Genomic DNA, 13,660 nt, shown 5'->3' on the forward strand with positions numbered 1-13,660 from the left:
TGTTGACCTACAGAACATGAGAGATATACTAACCATGCTTGAAAGTAAGTTTGATATTTATGTACATGGTTTCGATGTCCCATTGTAGTACCTCGTCTTGTAGCTCATAAGTAATTGCAACACGCTTCAGCAAAAACAACGTCTCTTAGGAGACAAAATTACTCTTGAAAAATATAGGAAAGACTATGTCTACAACTACTGGTACAGTAAAATGGTTTAACGAATCTAAAGGTTTCGGTTTCATTCAACAAGAAAATGGACCTGACGTTTTCGCTCACTTCCGTGCTATCAACGGTACTGGCTTTAAAACTTTGGCTGAAGGCCAAAAAGTTGAGTTCACTGTAACTCAAGGCCAAAAAGGTCCTCAAGCTGAGAACATTACTGTACTTTAATTATTAAATAATTAAATTCCAGAAAAAAGCAAACCATAGGGTTTGCTTTTTTTATGCCTGAAATTTATTTTGTTATCACTTCATTAGTAAATTTAAAAAGCTGGAGCTTCTATATCGTCAACTCCCCACACAAACTGGTCACGAGTAAACGTTTAATTTCTGAGATAGGCATATCTTTACTGAGTAAATAATGTAGTTTGGCTAATGCTGCTTCTGGGGTCATGTCTGTGCCCGATACAACGCCTACTTCTTTGAGGATATTACCATTGGCATACCCAGACATATTTACCTTACCTCTTACACATTGAGTGCAGTTTAGAACTATTATTTCTTGATCGTTGGCCCACTCAAGTTGTTTCAATAACGCGGGGTTCTGAGGCGCATTACCTACGCCAAAACTCAATAAAATTAATGCTTTTACAGGTTGTTGTAGTGTGTTCTTTAAAACATCGGCACTGATACCGGGATAAAGCGTCACTATGCCTATTGGCTGGGATGTGATGTTACTGACTTTTAGTTGTTTACTACTGTCTATACTCAATTGTTTATTATCTATTTTGACTTCTATATCTATGCCAGCTTCTAACAAAGGTGGTAAGTTCGGCGAGTCAAATGCGTTAAAACCATCAGAGTCTACCTTGCGGCTACGGTTACCTCTAAATAATTGATTGTTGAAGAATAACGTAACTTCTGGGATCGGGTAGTTGGCTGCTATGTATAGGGCATTTAGTAGGTTGACTTGGCCGTCTGAACGCAACTGTGCCAGTGGAATTTGCGAACCTGTCACTATCACCGGCTTGCCTAAGTCTTCTAGCATAAATGATAACGCAGAAGCCGTATAAGCCATGGTGTCAGTGCCATGGAGAATAATAAATCCGTCATATCTGTCGTAATTCTGCAATATATCATTAGATATTTGCTGCCAATCACTGGGGCTCATATCGGATGAATCTATGAGTGGCGCATACTCGTGAATAGTGAAGTTAGGCATTTCACTGCGGTAAAATTCTGGCATATTGTTTATGGTTTCAGATAAAAAGCCAGCTGCAGGGATATAACCTTGGGGTGAAGGGCGCATGCCTATGGTTCCGCCCGTATAAGCTACATATATGTGTTTCTTCATTTTTGCTCAAGTGGTGATATTTGGTTTTTGGCATTTGCCTTATAATTAAAACTATAACAATTCAATTAAACCAGTAGTAGTCGTTCAGGCGACTATCTTTGGTTTTAGTGCTTTTTCTATGTGATCTAAGGCAAAGGTATTGATTGAAAAAGTGAAATAATTGGGATGAAATAATATCTTAAACAGTACCGTTTAAGAATGCTAGAGTGCTTATATAGAAGACAGATAGACAATAGCTTTACCTTATTAAATTACAATAAAGAGACAAGTTTATGAATAGAAAGCCAATTGCTGTAGTCGTTTTGATGTTACTGGGGCCTCTGGGGTGTGGCCCGAGCACGTCTACAAAAACCGAAGACGCAGTCGTTACAGCTACTGTTGTTAAATCAGAGTCGCAAAAACTTAGTGAGTTGGTGCAAGCATACTTTGATGAAAGTATGCAGATGAACCCAATTTGGGCAACCTTTGTTGGCATTAATACTTATGATGATATGTTTAGCTCGCCGATAAACAAAGCAAACATCGCTAAGGTATTGGCGTTTGAAACGTTATATTTAGAAAAAATTAAAGCAATAGAGTTATCATTACTGACTGGGCAAGACTTACTCACTTACGAGATATTTCTGCGGGATAGAGAGCTTGCCTTAAAAGGCGCAAACTTTCCAAGTGAGTTAATCCCACTTCATCAAATGGGCGGCGCTCATTCTTATTTTGCATCATTAGGATCTGGTCAAAGTGCTCAACCTTTTAATACCTTACAAGACTTTCGTAACTTTATAGAAAGAGCGAAGGGTTTTGCTGTGTATATGGATAGCGCCATTGTTGCCATGCAAGAAGGCATCAAAAAGTCGGTGGTTTTGCCTAAACCTATTATTGAAAAAGTATTGCCTCAGTTAAAAGCCCATGTGTTAGAGGATGTTACTCAGAGTGTATTTTATGGTCCTGTGGCAAACATTCAAGATATTGATGATGCCACTGACGCAGAAAAAAATGCACTAGAGGAAGCATATTTAGCTGCGATCAGCGACGTTATTATTCCTGCTTATAGCCGAGTCCATGATTTTATGTCTGAAACCTATCTGCCTGCTGGGCGTGATACGTTTGGAATATCTGACTTACCTGATGGTAAAGCTTGGTACGAGTACCGCATTGAAACTAATACTACTTTGCCATTAACTGCTGCTGATATTCATGAGTTTGGTCAGCAAGAAGTTGCACGTATTCTAGCTGAGATGAAAAAGGTCAAAAGTACAGTGGGTTTTGAAGGTGACTTACCGGCATTTTTTGAGTTTTTACGAACAGATGATCAATTCTTTTTTGAATCAGAACAAGAGTTGATAGACGGCTACACTCAAATCAAAGAAAAGATAGATAGCAAAGTCCCTTTGTTGTTTGAAGTATTTCCAAAGGCTGATTACGAAGTTAGAGCGGTACAGGCATTTAGAGCGGCATCTTCAGCCGGTGCTAGTTATCAAAGCCCTGCACCAGATGGCTCTCGGCCCGGTATTTTTTATATCAATGCTTATAATCTTCGAGCTCAACCCAAATATTTAATGGAAACCTTAAGTGTGCACGAAGCGGCGCCTGGGCATCACTTTCAGATTGCGATTCAACAAGAAGTAGAAAGCTTGCCTGATTTTCGTAAGTTTGGTGGCTACACAGTATTTGCTGAAGGTTGGGCTTTGTATGCAGAAAGCTTAGGCAAAGAAATGGGATTATTTACCGACCCGTACATGTGGTATGGCCGTTTATCAGACGAACAACTACGAGCAATGCGTTTAGTGGTCGATACTGGGTTACATGCTTTTGGCTGGACACGTCAGCAGGCAATTGATTTTATGGTAGATAATTCGTCACTTGCGTTAACCGATATCGAGGCTGAAGTTGAACGTTATATAGTGATGGCGGGCCAAGCGGTGAGTTATAAAGTAGGGCAACGACATATTCGTATGCTTAGAGATAAAGCACAGCAAGTTTTGGGTGAGCAGTTTGATGTGAAAAAATTCCATACACAGATATTAATAGATGGCGCGCTACCTATGCCAATTTTGGAAGCAAAAATTGATAGGTGGATTGCACAGCAAAAAGCGTAAATTATATTAGAAGCCAAATCATGAGGTTTGGCTTCAATATTAGCATTTTAGGTTGATAGAAGGTTAAGTTGCAGTGCAAGATCGTTCAAATTCAAGTTTATAGTTGTCAAAGTTAACTTTGTGGGAGTCAAACCTGTCTGCAACTTCAACAGAAAAGCTCTCTCCGAAAAAGTAAGGAAATCCCGTCGCATAATTACTCATTCTGTAGACCCTATCTAAATTATGCTGATGAAAAGGCATAAACCTTTTGTATCCTGTTTTGTTACAGCGCTTTAAATGTTCATTGAGTAATTGTTCTGTTACGGCTATTCCTGTGCTTAAACTAAACACTTTATTTTTGAATGTGTTTCTTTCTGATGTGTAGTGGCCTACTAAAAATGCAAGCAACATCATTGAGATAAAACCGCAGAGTTTTAGTGCTTTCATTGTCTTTAAAATATGAGTACTGATGAAGTTAATATAAGGGAATATTAGCGTTTTTAAAGGTTATGTAGTTTTAGCCCGGTATTGATAGTGTTTATTTAATGGTAATTTGCTGGGTATAAGGTTTTAGCGGGTAAGGTTTCATACTGAGCCAGTAAATTAGAAAATAGCGTGTCATCTAACATTTTATCTAAAGTGGATATAAGTTTAGGCAGGCTATTTTCATCTGTTCTACAACAGCTTTGATAGTGACGAATTAGGTCAGTTAATTGAATTTTATGTTTGTCCTGAAGCTGTTTATCTGCAAGTACAAAGAAGTATGCACTGCCCCAATAGGCAGCTCCATACTGTTCGTTTGTCATGAGTCGTTTAGCGATAGATGCTGCGGTTAAGTTACTGTTATTAAACCAGCGTAATTGTGGTGCTATTTTAAGTGCATAATTATCTTGTAAGGAGCCCTTTAACACCCCAGCTTGCTGCATTATTTGATATTGCATGAAGCTAGCAAATCCCTCTGAAAGCCAATCATATTTCACGCCCAAGTAGGGCAGCGCCATATGGGCCAACTCATGATAAATAGTCCAGTCATTTGTAAATTTGTTCAGTGAGAAGCGAGCATCAACATAAAAACGTACGCTATCCACTTGACCTCTTTGGGCATAAGCCCAGGGAACTGGCTGATTAGACTTTTTAGAGAATACGTAAAGTTCTAAAGGAGCAGGGTAGATACCCAAGGTTTTTCGTGTTGCATTAACGCCCGTGGTTAACCAGGTTTCTAACTTTGCCCCTTGCTCTGTACTAAAGGCTGACAAGCCATGTACCCTAAATTGGTCTTTAGTGACTCCATAGCCGTTAAGTGGAAGCAAAAAGGTCGTTACAAAAGTGATGATATATAGGTACTTCAATTTTAAACGACTCATGTAAAACTTAAGGGCGTAAACTTTCGTGAAAGAAATCTATCGCCATTTTATACATTTGTAAGGCTAGTGCTCCGTCGTATCTGTCACCTTCATCACGCATAAAAGCATGTTGTGCGTTAACTTCATGCCAGCTAAAGTTTGATGCTTGTTGACTTAGGGTTTGATGAATTAATACACGGCCTTCGGCTGAAACATGGGGGTCTTGTTTTCCAAACACTAACACCATAGGGCACTTGATATCCCCACTTCTTGTTAATGAGTCATTGCCTTCGGTACAAGGTAAAGTGTTAGAGTGAATATCAGTAGGGTATAAACAAAATGCCGCGCCTATCTGGTTATTTAAAGCCGCTCGAAATGCTAAATGCCCCCCAATACACACACCCATTACCCCAACTTTGTTGCTGCAGTAAGCTTGTTGCTCTGTAAACTCCACCATAGCTTGGGTATCAGAGTCGTGATCTTCTAAGGGTTTGGTAAATTTATCTGCATTGCCTTTGTCTTTGCCTGCATCATCATAGGCTAACACTGTGCCAATTGGGTTGAGTTCATGGAATATTTCTGGCACTAACACCACAAAACCATGGCTGGCTAAAATTTGTGCGCTGCGTGTTATCGGACTTGTTTCTTGAAATATCTCTGAGTAAAAAATAATAGTGGGAAATTGTCCTTCGGCAATGGGCCTAAAAACCGAGGTGCGCATCACACCGGTTGCAGTATTAATGTCTTGGGTATGTCGTTGAATAATCATCTGGTTTCATTTTTGATAAATTGACTATGGCTTATTATTGCTGTTAATAGCATAAAATACACCCTTGAAAACCTCATGTTTAACATTATCTTATGCATATGAATTGTTTTGATGTGATTAAATAGTGATGGATTCGGCAGTTCGTATCTTGTCGATTCTTTTTGTTGCCTGTTTTTTTGGGGTACAGTTTGCATATGCCAGCGAGCTAAAACCTGAATCGCAACTGCCTCTTAGCTATTTTGTCTTTGAGTCTGACTCTACAACCTTATCAGAAAGCGAAGCCTTTTCACTTTTAGAACCTAAGCAATATTCAAACATAAAGCTTGAGTTAGCAGAGCTTCCCCAGTTATTTTCCCATAAATATTGGGGGCTAGAACGTAAAGCAAAAGAGCTACACCAAGCTGTTTATCCAACTCCCAAAATACATCAAGACCGCTGTTTAGTTACCTTGAAACAAGGAATAACTCTATCAGTTCAACAAAATATTCACCCAGTAATTCAATTGGTTTTTCTTACCCGACTTCGTATTTTTATCCCTATTACCGACGAACCTCCAGCCTCCTTCTCTTAAGTTATTTAATCCATTCATCAAGACTCTTTGAGTCTTCAAGTATTAATAAGCCAGTATTCTAATGTTATTAGAGATCTCTGGTGACTTATTCGAGAGAAGATAATGATCTATTTACAGACTTTACTTTATGGGGCTTTGCCTTGGTTATATTTTATTGGGTTTATATTTTTTAGTTTAATCATGATTTCGTGGGCAAGAAACAGAAAAGCCGTAGCCATTGCTTTTGGATTATTTCTGCAAATTTATTTACCTGATCCTAGGGCACAAATAACCATAGAAGCCGTGGTTGAGCGCAAACAGGAAGTTAAAAAAGCACAAGCAGGTAACAAAACACCTAAAAACGCAGAGGGGAGCCACAAAGATAATTAATTTTGAATGTAAATCAAGATAAGTTAGACCATATTAGCGGTTTGTTTAGTGATTCTCATTTGCTAAATTGGCCTCTGAATTTGATTTATTTAAGGGTAGTTATGTTTGATGTTAACGAATATTTTGAAGGCAAAGTAAAGTCTATTGGATTTCAAACTGAGTCTTTACCGGCAACGGTAGGGGTGATGGCCGCTGGAGATTATGAGTTTGGAACCAGCCAATTTGAAACTATGACAGTAGTGAGTGGTGCATTAACTGTGTTTTTGCCTGATGCAACACAGTGGCAAACATTTGCGGCAAATGAGCAGTTCACGGTTGAAGCTAATCAAACGTTTAAAGTACAAGTGAAAAGCGACACAGTTTATTTGTGTACCTATGGCTAAGCTCAGTAAAACTACAAAAAAGTTAGACAACAATGTAATAAAGGCATTAACCATAGTATGTGAAGGAGTAAAACCTGAACTTACTGGATTTGAGTGGCTGACCCATTCAGCTAACTATGCAAACTTTCCTGCAAGCTTATTAGTGACCTGTGTATTTGATAATCAGGCCTCACTGAACGCTATGCTTGATAAGCAGCAAGACATTGAGCTCAAAAAGCAAATTCAACAGCAATTATTGAAAGTTGGCATTTTGCTTAAGGATGTGCGACGTCATGTTTGTTTTGATACCGATGAAGCCTGCCTGTTAGAGCATAATGGCGATTGGAATCAAAGGCTAAGCCTTTCATAACTTAGCCTATTCGTCTTTAACACGTATTTTAGGCTGGTAGTAACATACATCTAAATTGCCATTACCTTTGTAGTGAAAGAATTCATTTTCTAAGGTTTTGGCATCTTGTAGTCGTTTTACGAATGCTTCTGAATCTTGACGTTGAATTTCTACTTTAATTCTATCCTGTTCTACTACCTGAGCTGCTAATTTTGCCCAGATGATCTTGCTACGATTTTTTGATTGTTCTATTACGCCGCTAGCATTATTTATGTGCGCTCGTTTTAGAGACTGAATGGTTGACATGCCATATACGACTCTGCCAATCGAACTCATATTTTTGTCTAAGTGACGGGTGGCTTGACCTATTACGATATAGAACTCTGTAGTGGCTGAGTTGATATCATTGTCCCTAGCGAAAGCTAGCGTACCCATACAGTGGGTTAACCATTCTTGATTAGTTTGAGGATCCCGAGCCGCTGGAAATTCATTAATAAATCCTGTTTGCGGTGCTATAAAATCAGGTGATTGTACTAGTATAAAGTCTGATTGTTTAGGTGCTGTACGTTGTAACTCTGCTTGCAATTTGGACTTATGATGACTAATTTTTTGCTCTGTAACGTCTCCAGCTTGAGCAACAAAACCATCGATGACTCGATAAAATTCTAAACCATCATAGAAGCCTTCACTTACTAATGCTTTAAATTGTTTAACATGATTAGGCGCCATAAAAGGAGCAAGTTCTATTACGACTGTCCCTGTTTCTAGTTTTAAATAGACTAGGTTTTCTGCATCTGGGGTTCGCCATTGGGGCGCAGCAAATAGGTTAAAATTTACCAATATCCAGCAATATACAAAAGCTTGTTTAATTCTCATTTTATTTCCATCAAGTAACGGTTTATTAATTAAAAAATTAGTTGCTCTAAAACAGCTTGTCTCTCTTCTTCTGTCAGTACACCGACAAAGGCTGTTTGCCTACGATATTTTGTGATTTGAGGTGATTCATCTAAAACTTGGTTGATAAATATCTCAGGTTCGTGGACATACTCTAACAAGGTTGACCAAAATAAATATGCACCATGGCGCATTTTTCCTGACGTGTATCTGGTTTCTATGGTGTGTTGAATTTGTGGAATAAAGCCATGATTGGCAATGATTTTTTCTGCCATGGCTTTATGTAAATATAAAATTTGTTTGTCTAAGTTTTGTTGCTGAGCAGATTGAGGGCGTTCTCTACTGCGGCTTTTTCTATTATGAAAATTCACCATTAGTCTTTTAAAAGTGGCTCAAGCATTTGCTCTAAGCCATTTACTTTTACTTCATGGATTAAAGCGAGTTGCTGGCCTAACTTACCATTTGGAAAACCTTTGTTATTAAACCAAACTAAATAAGGCTCAGGTAAATGCAGTAGTTTTCTACCTGCATATTTACCAAAAGGCATGGTTTGGTTTATGGCTTCGAGTAGTAACTGATTATCCAATTTGATCCTCTTGCATTTGCTTAGTGACGAGTGTTTGTTGGCTTAGCCATAGTTTTTTGTAGGCACTATCTATGCCTAATAACTCACTGTGGCTACCTTGTTCAATGATCTTACCTTCACCTAGTACGACTATTTTATCTGCATCGATTATGGTCGACAAGCGATGGGCTATCACTAAACTGGTATGGCCTTGGGATATTTCTTGTAAGGATTTAAGTATGGCTTGTTCAGATTGGCTGTCTAATGATGAGGTGGCTTCATCAAATACCAAAATAGGTGGTCTTTTTAATATGGTCCTCGCTATGGCAACTCTTTGTTTCTCGCCGCCTGACAGCTTGAGGCCTCGTTCACCCACTGTCGTTGAGTGGCCATCTGGTAAGGATGATATAAAGCTTCTCAAATGGGCTAAGTCTATCGCTTGCTGAACTTCTTCGTCTGATGCCTCTGGACGTCCGTAACGAATGTTTTCTAAAATAGTATCATTAAATAAAACGGTATCTTGGGGAACGATACCTATGGCTTGTCGGAGAGATGCTTGATTAACTTGGCTAATATCTTGGCCATCAATGGATATACTGCCTCTGTTAGGATCGTAAAACCTGAATAATAGTTTTACCAGTGTAGACTTACCTGAACCACTTTCGCCCACTACTGCAACTTTTTGACCTGGTTCAATATTAAAGCTAATGTTCTTAATTATTTTTCGGTTTTCCAAATAGTTAAACTCGATATTTTTAAAGCTAACTTTGCCTAAGTTTATGTTCAAGTCAGGCTTATCTTGATTGATTGGGACAGTGGTTTTTTGGTCGAGTAAATTAAATAAATTTTCAATATTGGCTAATGAACCTCGAATTTCGCGATATACAAACCCTAAAAAGTTTAAAGGCATGAAGATTTGCATGGTAAAGGCATTTATTAGTACAAAGTCGCCTATCGTCATTCTTCCTTGAGCTACCTGGAAGGCAGCTAGCGCCATCATGCTCGTCATCGATATGGCTATAATGGAAGCTTGTCCGCTATTTAACGCGAATAACGATAGCCGGTTCTTGCGTCTTGCTGTTTCCCATTTTTGTAGGTCTGTATCATAGCGGTTTGCCTCATAATCTTCATTGTTAAAGTATTTAACGGTTTCGTAATTTAATAGACTATCTATAGCCCTTGAACTACTGCTTGAATCGGCTAGGTTCACTTCTCTGACATATTGAGTACGCCAGTCAGTTGCCTTAATGGAGAAGAGTACGTAACTAATTACAGAGCATAAAATAATAAGCGCAAAGCTGATGCCATAGTTATAAAATAATACCGCTACCACAGCTACAATTTCCACGAGAGTAGGGCCAATATTAAAAACTAAAAAGCGCATTAAAAAGCTAATGCCTTTAGTTCCCCGCTCAATGTCTCGTGAAAGCCCCCCAGTTTGCCGATTAAGGTGAAAGTCTAAATCTAAGTTATGTAAATGTTTAAAAACTTTTAAACCAAGGCGTCTCATAGCTCTTTCTGTGACGCGACCAAAAAGTGTGTCTCTCACTTCACCAAACAATACATTGGCCAACCTCAATGAACCGTAGGCGGCAATTAACGCAAATGGTACGATTAATATAGTTTTATTGGGCGATGTTGAGTTTAGGGTGTCAACAGTATTTTTAAGTATGAAAGGCAGATAAATACTCGCTACCTTTGCAGCCACTAAAAATAAAAATGCTAGAAATACTCTACCTTTAAACTCGGTAAGATAAGGCCAAAGTTGTAGAAAAATTCTCCAGTTTATTGGTGTCTCTGGATTGACTGGAAAACGATTGGGGCGCATATACAAGCTATACCTTAAAGGGTGTTGAGTCTTCTATCTTTTGTATTTATTGACCGAGCATGCAACGGTTTCTGCCGTTTACTTTACAATTGTAAAGGCACTTATCAGCTTTAGTAATCGCTTGATTGATAGAGTCATCTGAGGTGAGTTGGTGTAAACCTATACTGATGGTTACATTAAATTGTTTATTTTTATGATTAAAATGGGCATTTTCTATTCTGGCTCTGAGCTTTTCAGCGATAACTAATGCGTCTTCACCTTTTGTGTCAGGTAACAAAAATAGATATTCTTCGCCGCCCCATCTTGCAACAGCGTCTTGCTTTCTTAGGTTTTCCATAAAATCTTTAGCAAGGTACTTGATGATTTCGTCACCTTGAGAGTGTCCAAACTCATCGTTTATTAATTTAAAGTGGTCAATGTCACACATCATAACCGTCAAAACACTATTTGAGCGTTTAACCCTACTAAACTCTTGTTCAAGTTTTTCGAACATACCTCTTCTATTTAAAAGGCTTGATAATGGATCATGCATAGCCTGTTTCTCAAATTGATCACTCATTTGTTGAAGTCTGCGAAATGAACTCTTGCGCATTCTTTCATAGAAAGCAAAGAGGCAAGTTACCGTTAAAAAAGAGTAAATTAACCGTAATTTAAACTCATCTGTATATTGAGCATCAATTAGTATTCCATCTTTATAAAACAATAAAAAGCTAATAAACATGACAAAAATTACAATATGAATACTGCCTTTTTTGATGCCACCAAAAAACAATGCCACCGGAGGGACAAGGTAAATCCAAAGGGGCCCTGTATTGTTGTTTCCGCCAGAAGAAACAAGATAAAACATCAATATGAGAAGGGATAGAGTGATTAAGCTAGCAGAAAATTTATATGGATTAGCGAGCCATGTTAAGCGTAATAAAAGGTGAGAGATAACAAACAGAGTTGCAGCCGTCACCAAAATTAGAGCTAACACTAGTTCATTTCGTAAAAATGCGCTTACACCAAGTAAAAATGTTAATGAATAGCCAATGAAGCTAAAGATATTTGCTACTAATATTTGTTGCTTAGCTTCGTAGCTATGGGCCTTTCTAACCCCGGTATGGATGTAGTTAGAGGCTAACTGTTTAAGCTTCATTGTTTTGGTTACTTTGCTGGATATTGTTGATCTTTGCCATTGCCCAAGGGATAAAAATAAAATTTACCGCAGCTTCTGTTCTAGGTAAACGGAACTCTAACTCGGGAGGCGGTAATACGTATAACAGAGTCACTAAAATAGCTCCGGGAAGTAGCAACATAAAAATTGCTTGTAGAAAAGCTAAAACTTCATAGTTTTTATCAATCAGAACCTTAAAACTATCGAGTAAATCAATTGATTGGGTTTGTCCATTGGTACTGAAAGATAGAAACTCGAAGAGTAGGGATGCGACTAAGAGTAAAATACCTGTGATTGCAAAAGCGATAAGCTTTTGTGGGCGGTCTTGATGAAAAACGGATAGTTGAAGTTTACATCTAGGGCAATATGCAGCCTTTTTATGAGCTAACGAAGGAATTTTTACTTCAAGGTGACAGTCATGACAGCGGGTGATTTGCTTATTCGAATAGTCAATATGTGCATTTTGGACTGTAGTGCTTGTCACCAACACTCTCCATGAATTGTTTCACTAATGTGGATATTTAACATTAAATGTTAACTTTAAACAGTAATTTTTTATATTGAACTTGTAGAGTTATACGTTAAGACCTTGGCGGGAGGACTTGAAGGCATTAAAGGGGACAGTTTATTGTTACAGTTAATATTGAAAGTGGGGGGGAATCAATACTAACTGTTATGGGCTATCGTATGACAGGCATTTATGAATTCTTAGATGGGTTAATGAAGTATTTCTCTCCAGTTTTCTTTGCGTTGTATTTCATTATTGTCGTAGGACTTAACGCTTCTTGTAGGCTCAACTCTTGGGTGAAATTTGATGCAAAAGTCGTCGTAATTTCATTTGCCACTTTTTTGTATAGTTCTGCAACTTTATTAGGGGGGAGTTTTCCTAAACAACGCATGAGTAACCAGCCACCTATATCCCATGTCATACCATAAGCTCGGTTAAGAATTGTAGGTGAAAAGTCTAAACCCCCATAGATATAAACTTGTTTGTTGGCTTCTGAGCCATAAGTGTTAAAACCAATTGCATCTTCGCTTCCGACTCTTTCCATAGTGCTTAATAAATCGCTTACAAGGTCACCGCCACCTATGGCATCAAACGCCAATGTAGCTCCGGTTTCTTTAATCGCTTTGTACAAGTCACCTTTAAAGCTTGAATCAGATGAATTACAAATATGGATAGCCCCAATTTCTTTTAAAATATTGGCTTGCTGCTGGTTACGAACAATGTTTACTATGTCAATATTTTCTTGCAAGCAAACTTTGTTTAACATTTGGCCTAGGGCAGACGCTGCTGCCGTATGAACCAAAGCAGTGTGGCCTTCAGTTCGCATAGTTTCAACCATAGCCAATGCAGTTAACGGATTGACAAAGGAAGATGCCGCATCTTTTGCAGTTGTAGTCTCTTTGTGGATCATGCAGGCTTGAATGGGGACGCAGCAATATTGGCTATACATAGCCCCCGTTAATACCCCTACTGTTTTACCTAGCAGTGCTTGAGCTTCTGGGCTATCACCTGCTGCCACTACCGTACCTGCACCTTCGTTGCCAATAGGTAAAACTTGGTCTAAACGAGACTTTACCCTAGGTAACATACTTTTATGTACAGGAGCGGTCAGTGACGTCTCTTCGGAATTTAACCTTGCTTCTTCTAGATTGGCGGGGCCGAACATAGGCCACATATCAGATGGGTTTATGGGGGCGGCTTCTATTTTGACTATGACTTCGTGAGCTTTAGGCTCAGGAATGTTTACTACTTGAAGAGATAGATTTAGGCTGCCTGTTGAGGTGATTTCTGTAAATAATTGTTGTGATGTTTTCATATAAATCTCGCAATGGGTAGTAGGCAATAACATGAAGTTTAAAT

Annotated in this window: 17 protein-coding genes; 6 read left to right on the forward strand and 11 right to left on the reverse strand. The window is 38.5% G+C overall.

Annotated features, from left to right (window positions below; translation table 11 throughout):
- The first annotated feature begins 185 nt into the window (after window positions 1-185).
- The gene (locus ABJD71_RS10905) at window positions 186-392 is read left to right on the forward strand and encodes a cold-shock protein (protein WP_133470935.1); all 207 of its coding nucleotides are present in this window, start codon (window positions 186-188) and stop codon (window positions 390-392) included.
- A gap of 109 nt (window positions 393-501) precedes the next feature.
- Here ABJD71_RS10905 and ansA read toward each other — a convergent pair whose 3' ends face one another.
- On the reverse strand, window positions 502-1,515 hold the full coding sequence (gene ansA, locus ABJD71_RS10910) for an asparaginase (protein WP_348168769.1): 1,014 nt from the start codon (window positions 1,513-1,515) through the stop codon (window positions 502-504).
- A 272-nt stretch (window positions 1,516-1,787) separates the two neighbouring features.
- Here ansA and ABJD71_RS10915 point away from each other — a divergent pair, with 272 nt between their 5' ends.
- The gene (locus tag ABJD71_RS10915) at window positions 1,788-3,608 is read left to right on the forward strand and encodes a DUF885 domain-containing protein (RefSeq protein ID WP_348168772.1); all 1,821 of its coding nucleotides are present in this window, start codon (window positions 1,788-1,790) and stop codon (window positions 3,606-3,608) included.
- A gap of 63 nt (window positions 3,609-3,671) precedes the next feature.
- Here the strand turns inward: ABJD71_RS10915 and ABJD71_RS10920 are convergent, their stop codons facing one another.
- The 3 genes from ABJD71_RS10920 to ABJD71_RS10930 form a co-directional block, all read right to left on the reverse strand.
- Window positions 3,672-4,034, reverse strand: coding sequence for a hypothetical protein (locus tag ABJD71_RS10920; RefSeq protein ID WP_348168775.1), 363 nt, complete (start codon window positions 4,032-4,034; stop codon window positions 3,672-3,674).
- A 95-nt stretch (window positions 4,035-4,129) separates the two neighbouring features.
- Entirely contained in the window at window positions 4,130-4,951 is an 822-nt protein-coding gene (locus ABJD71_RS10925; protein ID WP_348168778.1) for a hypothetical protein, read from the reverse strand.
- 7 nt (window positions 4,952-4,958) lie between these two features.
- Window positions 4,959-5,699 carry a dienelactone hydrolase family protein gene (locus ABJD71_RS10930; RefSeq protein ID WP_348168781.1) on the reverse strand — a complete coding sequence of 247 codons (741 nt, stop codon included), beginning with the start codon at window positions 5,697-5,699 and terminating at the stop codon, window positions 4,959-4,961.
- A 127-nt stretch (window positions 5,700-5,826) separates the two neighbouring features.
- Between ABJD71_RS10930 and ABJD71_RS10935 the strand changes: the two genes are divergently transcribed.
- The 4 genes from ABJD71_RS10935 (at window position 5,827) to ABJD71_RS10950 (ending at window position 7,371) form a co-directional block, all read left to right on the forward strand.
- Window positions 5,827-6,270, forward strand: coding sequence for a hypothetical protein (locus tag ABJD71_RS10935; protein ID WP_348168784.1), 444 nt, complete (start codon window positions 5,827-5,829; stop codon window positions 6,268-6,270).
- A 102-nt stretch (window positions 6,271-6,372) separates the two neighbouring features.
- A complete protein-coding gene (locus ABJD71_RS10940; RefSeq protein ID WP_348168786.1) occupies window positions 6,373-6,639 on the forward strand; it encodes a hypothetical protein in 267 nt (88 codons plus the stop codon).
- Window positions 6,640-6,740: 101 nt separating this feature from the next.
- Window positions 6,741-7,022: a pyrimidine/purine nucleoside phosphorylase gene (locus tag ABJD71_RS10945; protein ID WP_348168789.1), complete on the forward strand. Its 282-nt coding sequence runs from the start codon at window positions 6,741-6,743 to the stop codon at window positions 7,020-7,022.
- Complete coding sequence (locus tag ABJD71_RS10950) at window positions 7,015-7,371, forward strand: Fis family transcriptional regulator (protein WP_348168792.1); 357 nt, start codon at window positions 7,015-7,017, stop codon at window positions 7,369-7,371. Before ABJD71_RS10945 ends, ABJD71_RS10950 begins: the two co-directional genes overlap by 8 nt.
- 6 nt (window positions 7,372-7,377) lie before the next feature.
- On the opposite strand, the gene ABJD71_RS10955 is transcribed toward ABJD71_RS10950, so the two are convergent.
- The 7 genes from ABJD71_RS10955 to ABJD71_RS10985 all read right to left on the reverse strand — a co-directional run bounded on the left by ABJD71_RS10955 (window position 7,378) and on the right by ABJD71_RS10985 (window position 13,616).
- Window positions 7,378-8,226: a peptidylprolyl isomerase gene (locus ABJD71_RS10955; protein WP_348168799.1), complete on the reverse strand. Its 849-nt coding sequence runs from the start codon at window positions 8,224-8,226 to the stop codon at window positions 7,378-7,380.
- Window positions 8,227-8,255: 29 nt separating this feature from the next.
- Complete coding sequence (locus ABJD71_RS10960) at window positions 8,256-8,618, reverse strand: hypothetical protein (RefSeq protein ID WP_348168802.1); 363 nt, start codon at window positions 8,616-8,618, stop codon at window positions 8,256-8,258.
- Window positions 8,618-8,830, reverse strand: coding sequence for a DUF3820 family protein (locus ABJD71_RS10965; protein ID WP_348168805.1), 213 nt, complete (start codon window positions 8,828-8,830; stop codon window positions 8,618-8,620). Before ABJD71_RS10965 ends, ABJD71_RS10960 begins: the two co-directional genes overlap by 1 nt.
- Window positions 8,823-10,637 (reverse strand): ABC transporter ATP-binding protein/permease, encoded by a 1,815-nt coding sequence (locus tag ABJD71_RS10970; RefSeq protein ID WP_348168808.1) that lies wholly within the window; start codon window positions 10,635-10,637, stop codon window positions 8,823-8,825. Before ABJD71_RS10970 ends, ABJD71_RS10965 begins: the two co-directional genes overlap by 8 nt.
- Window positions 10,638-10,683: 46 nt before the next feature.
- Window positions 10,684-11,775 carry a GGDEF domain-containing protein gene (locus ABJD71_RS10975; RefSeq protein ID WP_348168811.1) on the reverse strand — a complete coding sequence of 364 codons (1,092 nt, stop codon included), beginning with the start codon at window positions 11,773-11,775 and terminating at the stop codon, window positions 10,684-10,686.
- Window positions 11,765-12,277, reverse strand: coding sequence for a paraquat-inducible protein A (locus tag ABJD71_RS10980; protein ID WP_348168814.1), 513 nt, complete (start codon window positions 12,275-12,277; stop codon window positions 11,765-11,767). The genes ABJD71_RS10975 and ABJD71_RS10980 overlap by 11 nt, the downstream gene beginning before the upstream one ends.
- A 214-nt stretch (window positions 12,278-12,491) precedes the next feature.
- A complete protein-coding gene (locus ABJD71_RS10985) occupies window positions 12,492-13,616 on the reverse strand; it encodes a zinc-binding dehydrogenase (protein ID WP_348168817.1) in 1,125 nt (374 codons plus the stop codon).
- Window positions 13,617-13,660: the final 44 nt, after the last annotated feature.

This window comes from Paraglaciecola sp. (assembly GCF_039943935.1).
Lineage (GTDB): Bacteria > Pseudomonadota > Gammaproteobacteria > Enterobacterales > Alteromonadaceae > Paraglaciecola.

Excerpts from the sequence above, each read along its gene's own strand:
- ABJD71_RS10935 (WP_348168784.1), top strand. The coding sequence starts at position 5,827 with ATGGATTCGGCAGTTCGTATCTTGTCGATTCTTTTTGTTGCCTGTTTT.
- ABJD71_RS10920 (WP_348168775.1), bottom strand. The coding sequence starts at position 4,034 with ATGAAAGCACTAAAACTCTGCGGTTTTATCTCAATGATGTTGCTTGCA.
- ABJD71_RS10925 (WP_348168778.1), bottom strand. The coding sequence starts at position 4,951 with ATGAGTCGTTTAAAATTGAAGTACCTATATATCATCACTTTTGTAACG.
- ABJD71_RS10940 (WP_348168786.1), top strand. The coding sequence starts at position 6,373 with ATGATCTATTTACAGACTTTACTTTATGGGGCTTTGCCTTGGTTATAT.
- ansA (WP_348168769.1), bottom strand. The coding sequence starts at position 1,515 with ATGAAGAAACACATATATGTAGCTTATACGGGCGGAACCATAGGCATG.
- ABJD71_RS10955 (WP_348168799.1), bottom strand. The coding sequence starts at position 8,226 with ATGAGAATTAAACAAGCTTTTGTATATTGCTGGATATTGGTAAATTTT.
- ABJD71_RS10950 (WP_348168792.1), top strand. The coding sequence starts at position 7,015 with ATGGCTAAGCTCAGTAAAACTACAAAAAAGTTAGACAACAATGTAATA.
- ABJD71_RS10985 (WP_348168817.1), bottom strand. The coding sequence starts at position 13,616 with ATGAAAACATCACAACAATTATTTACAGAAATCACCTCAACAGGCAGC.
- ABJD71_RS10945 (WP_348168789.1), top strand. The coding sequence starts at position 6,741 with ATGTTTGATGTTAACGAATATTTTGAAGGCAAAGTAAAGTCTATTGGA.
- ABJD71_RS10970 (WP_348168808.1), bottom strand. The coding sequence starts at position 10,637 with ATGCGCCCCAATCGTTTTCCAGTCAATCCAGAGACACCAATAAACTGG.
- ABJD71_RS10930 (WP_348168781.1), bottom strand. The coding sequence starts at position 5,699 with ATGATTATTCAACGACATACCCAAGACATTAATACTGCAACCGGTGTG.
- ABJD71_RS10960 (WP_348168802.1), bottom strand. The coding sequence starts at position 8,618 with ATGGTGAATTTTCATAATAGAAAAAGCCGCAGTAGAGAACGCCCTCAA.
- ABJD71_RS10915 (WP_348168772.1), top strand. The coding sequence starts at position 1,788 with ATGAATAGAAAGCCAATTGCTGTAGTCGTTTTGATGTTACTGGGGCCT.
- ABJD71_RS10975 (WP_348168811.1), bottom strand. The coding sequence starts at position 11,775 with ATGAAGCTTAAACAGTTAGCCTCTAACTACATCCATACCGGGGTTAGA.
- ABJD71_RS10905 (WP_133470935.1), top strand. The coding sequence starts at position 186 with ATGTCTACAACTACTGGTACAGTAAAATGGTTTAACGAATCTAAAGGT.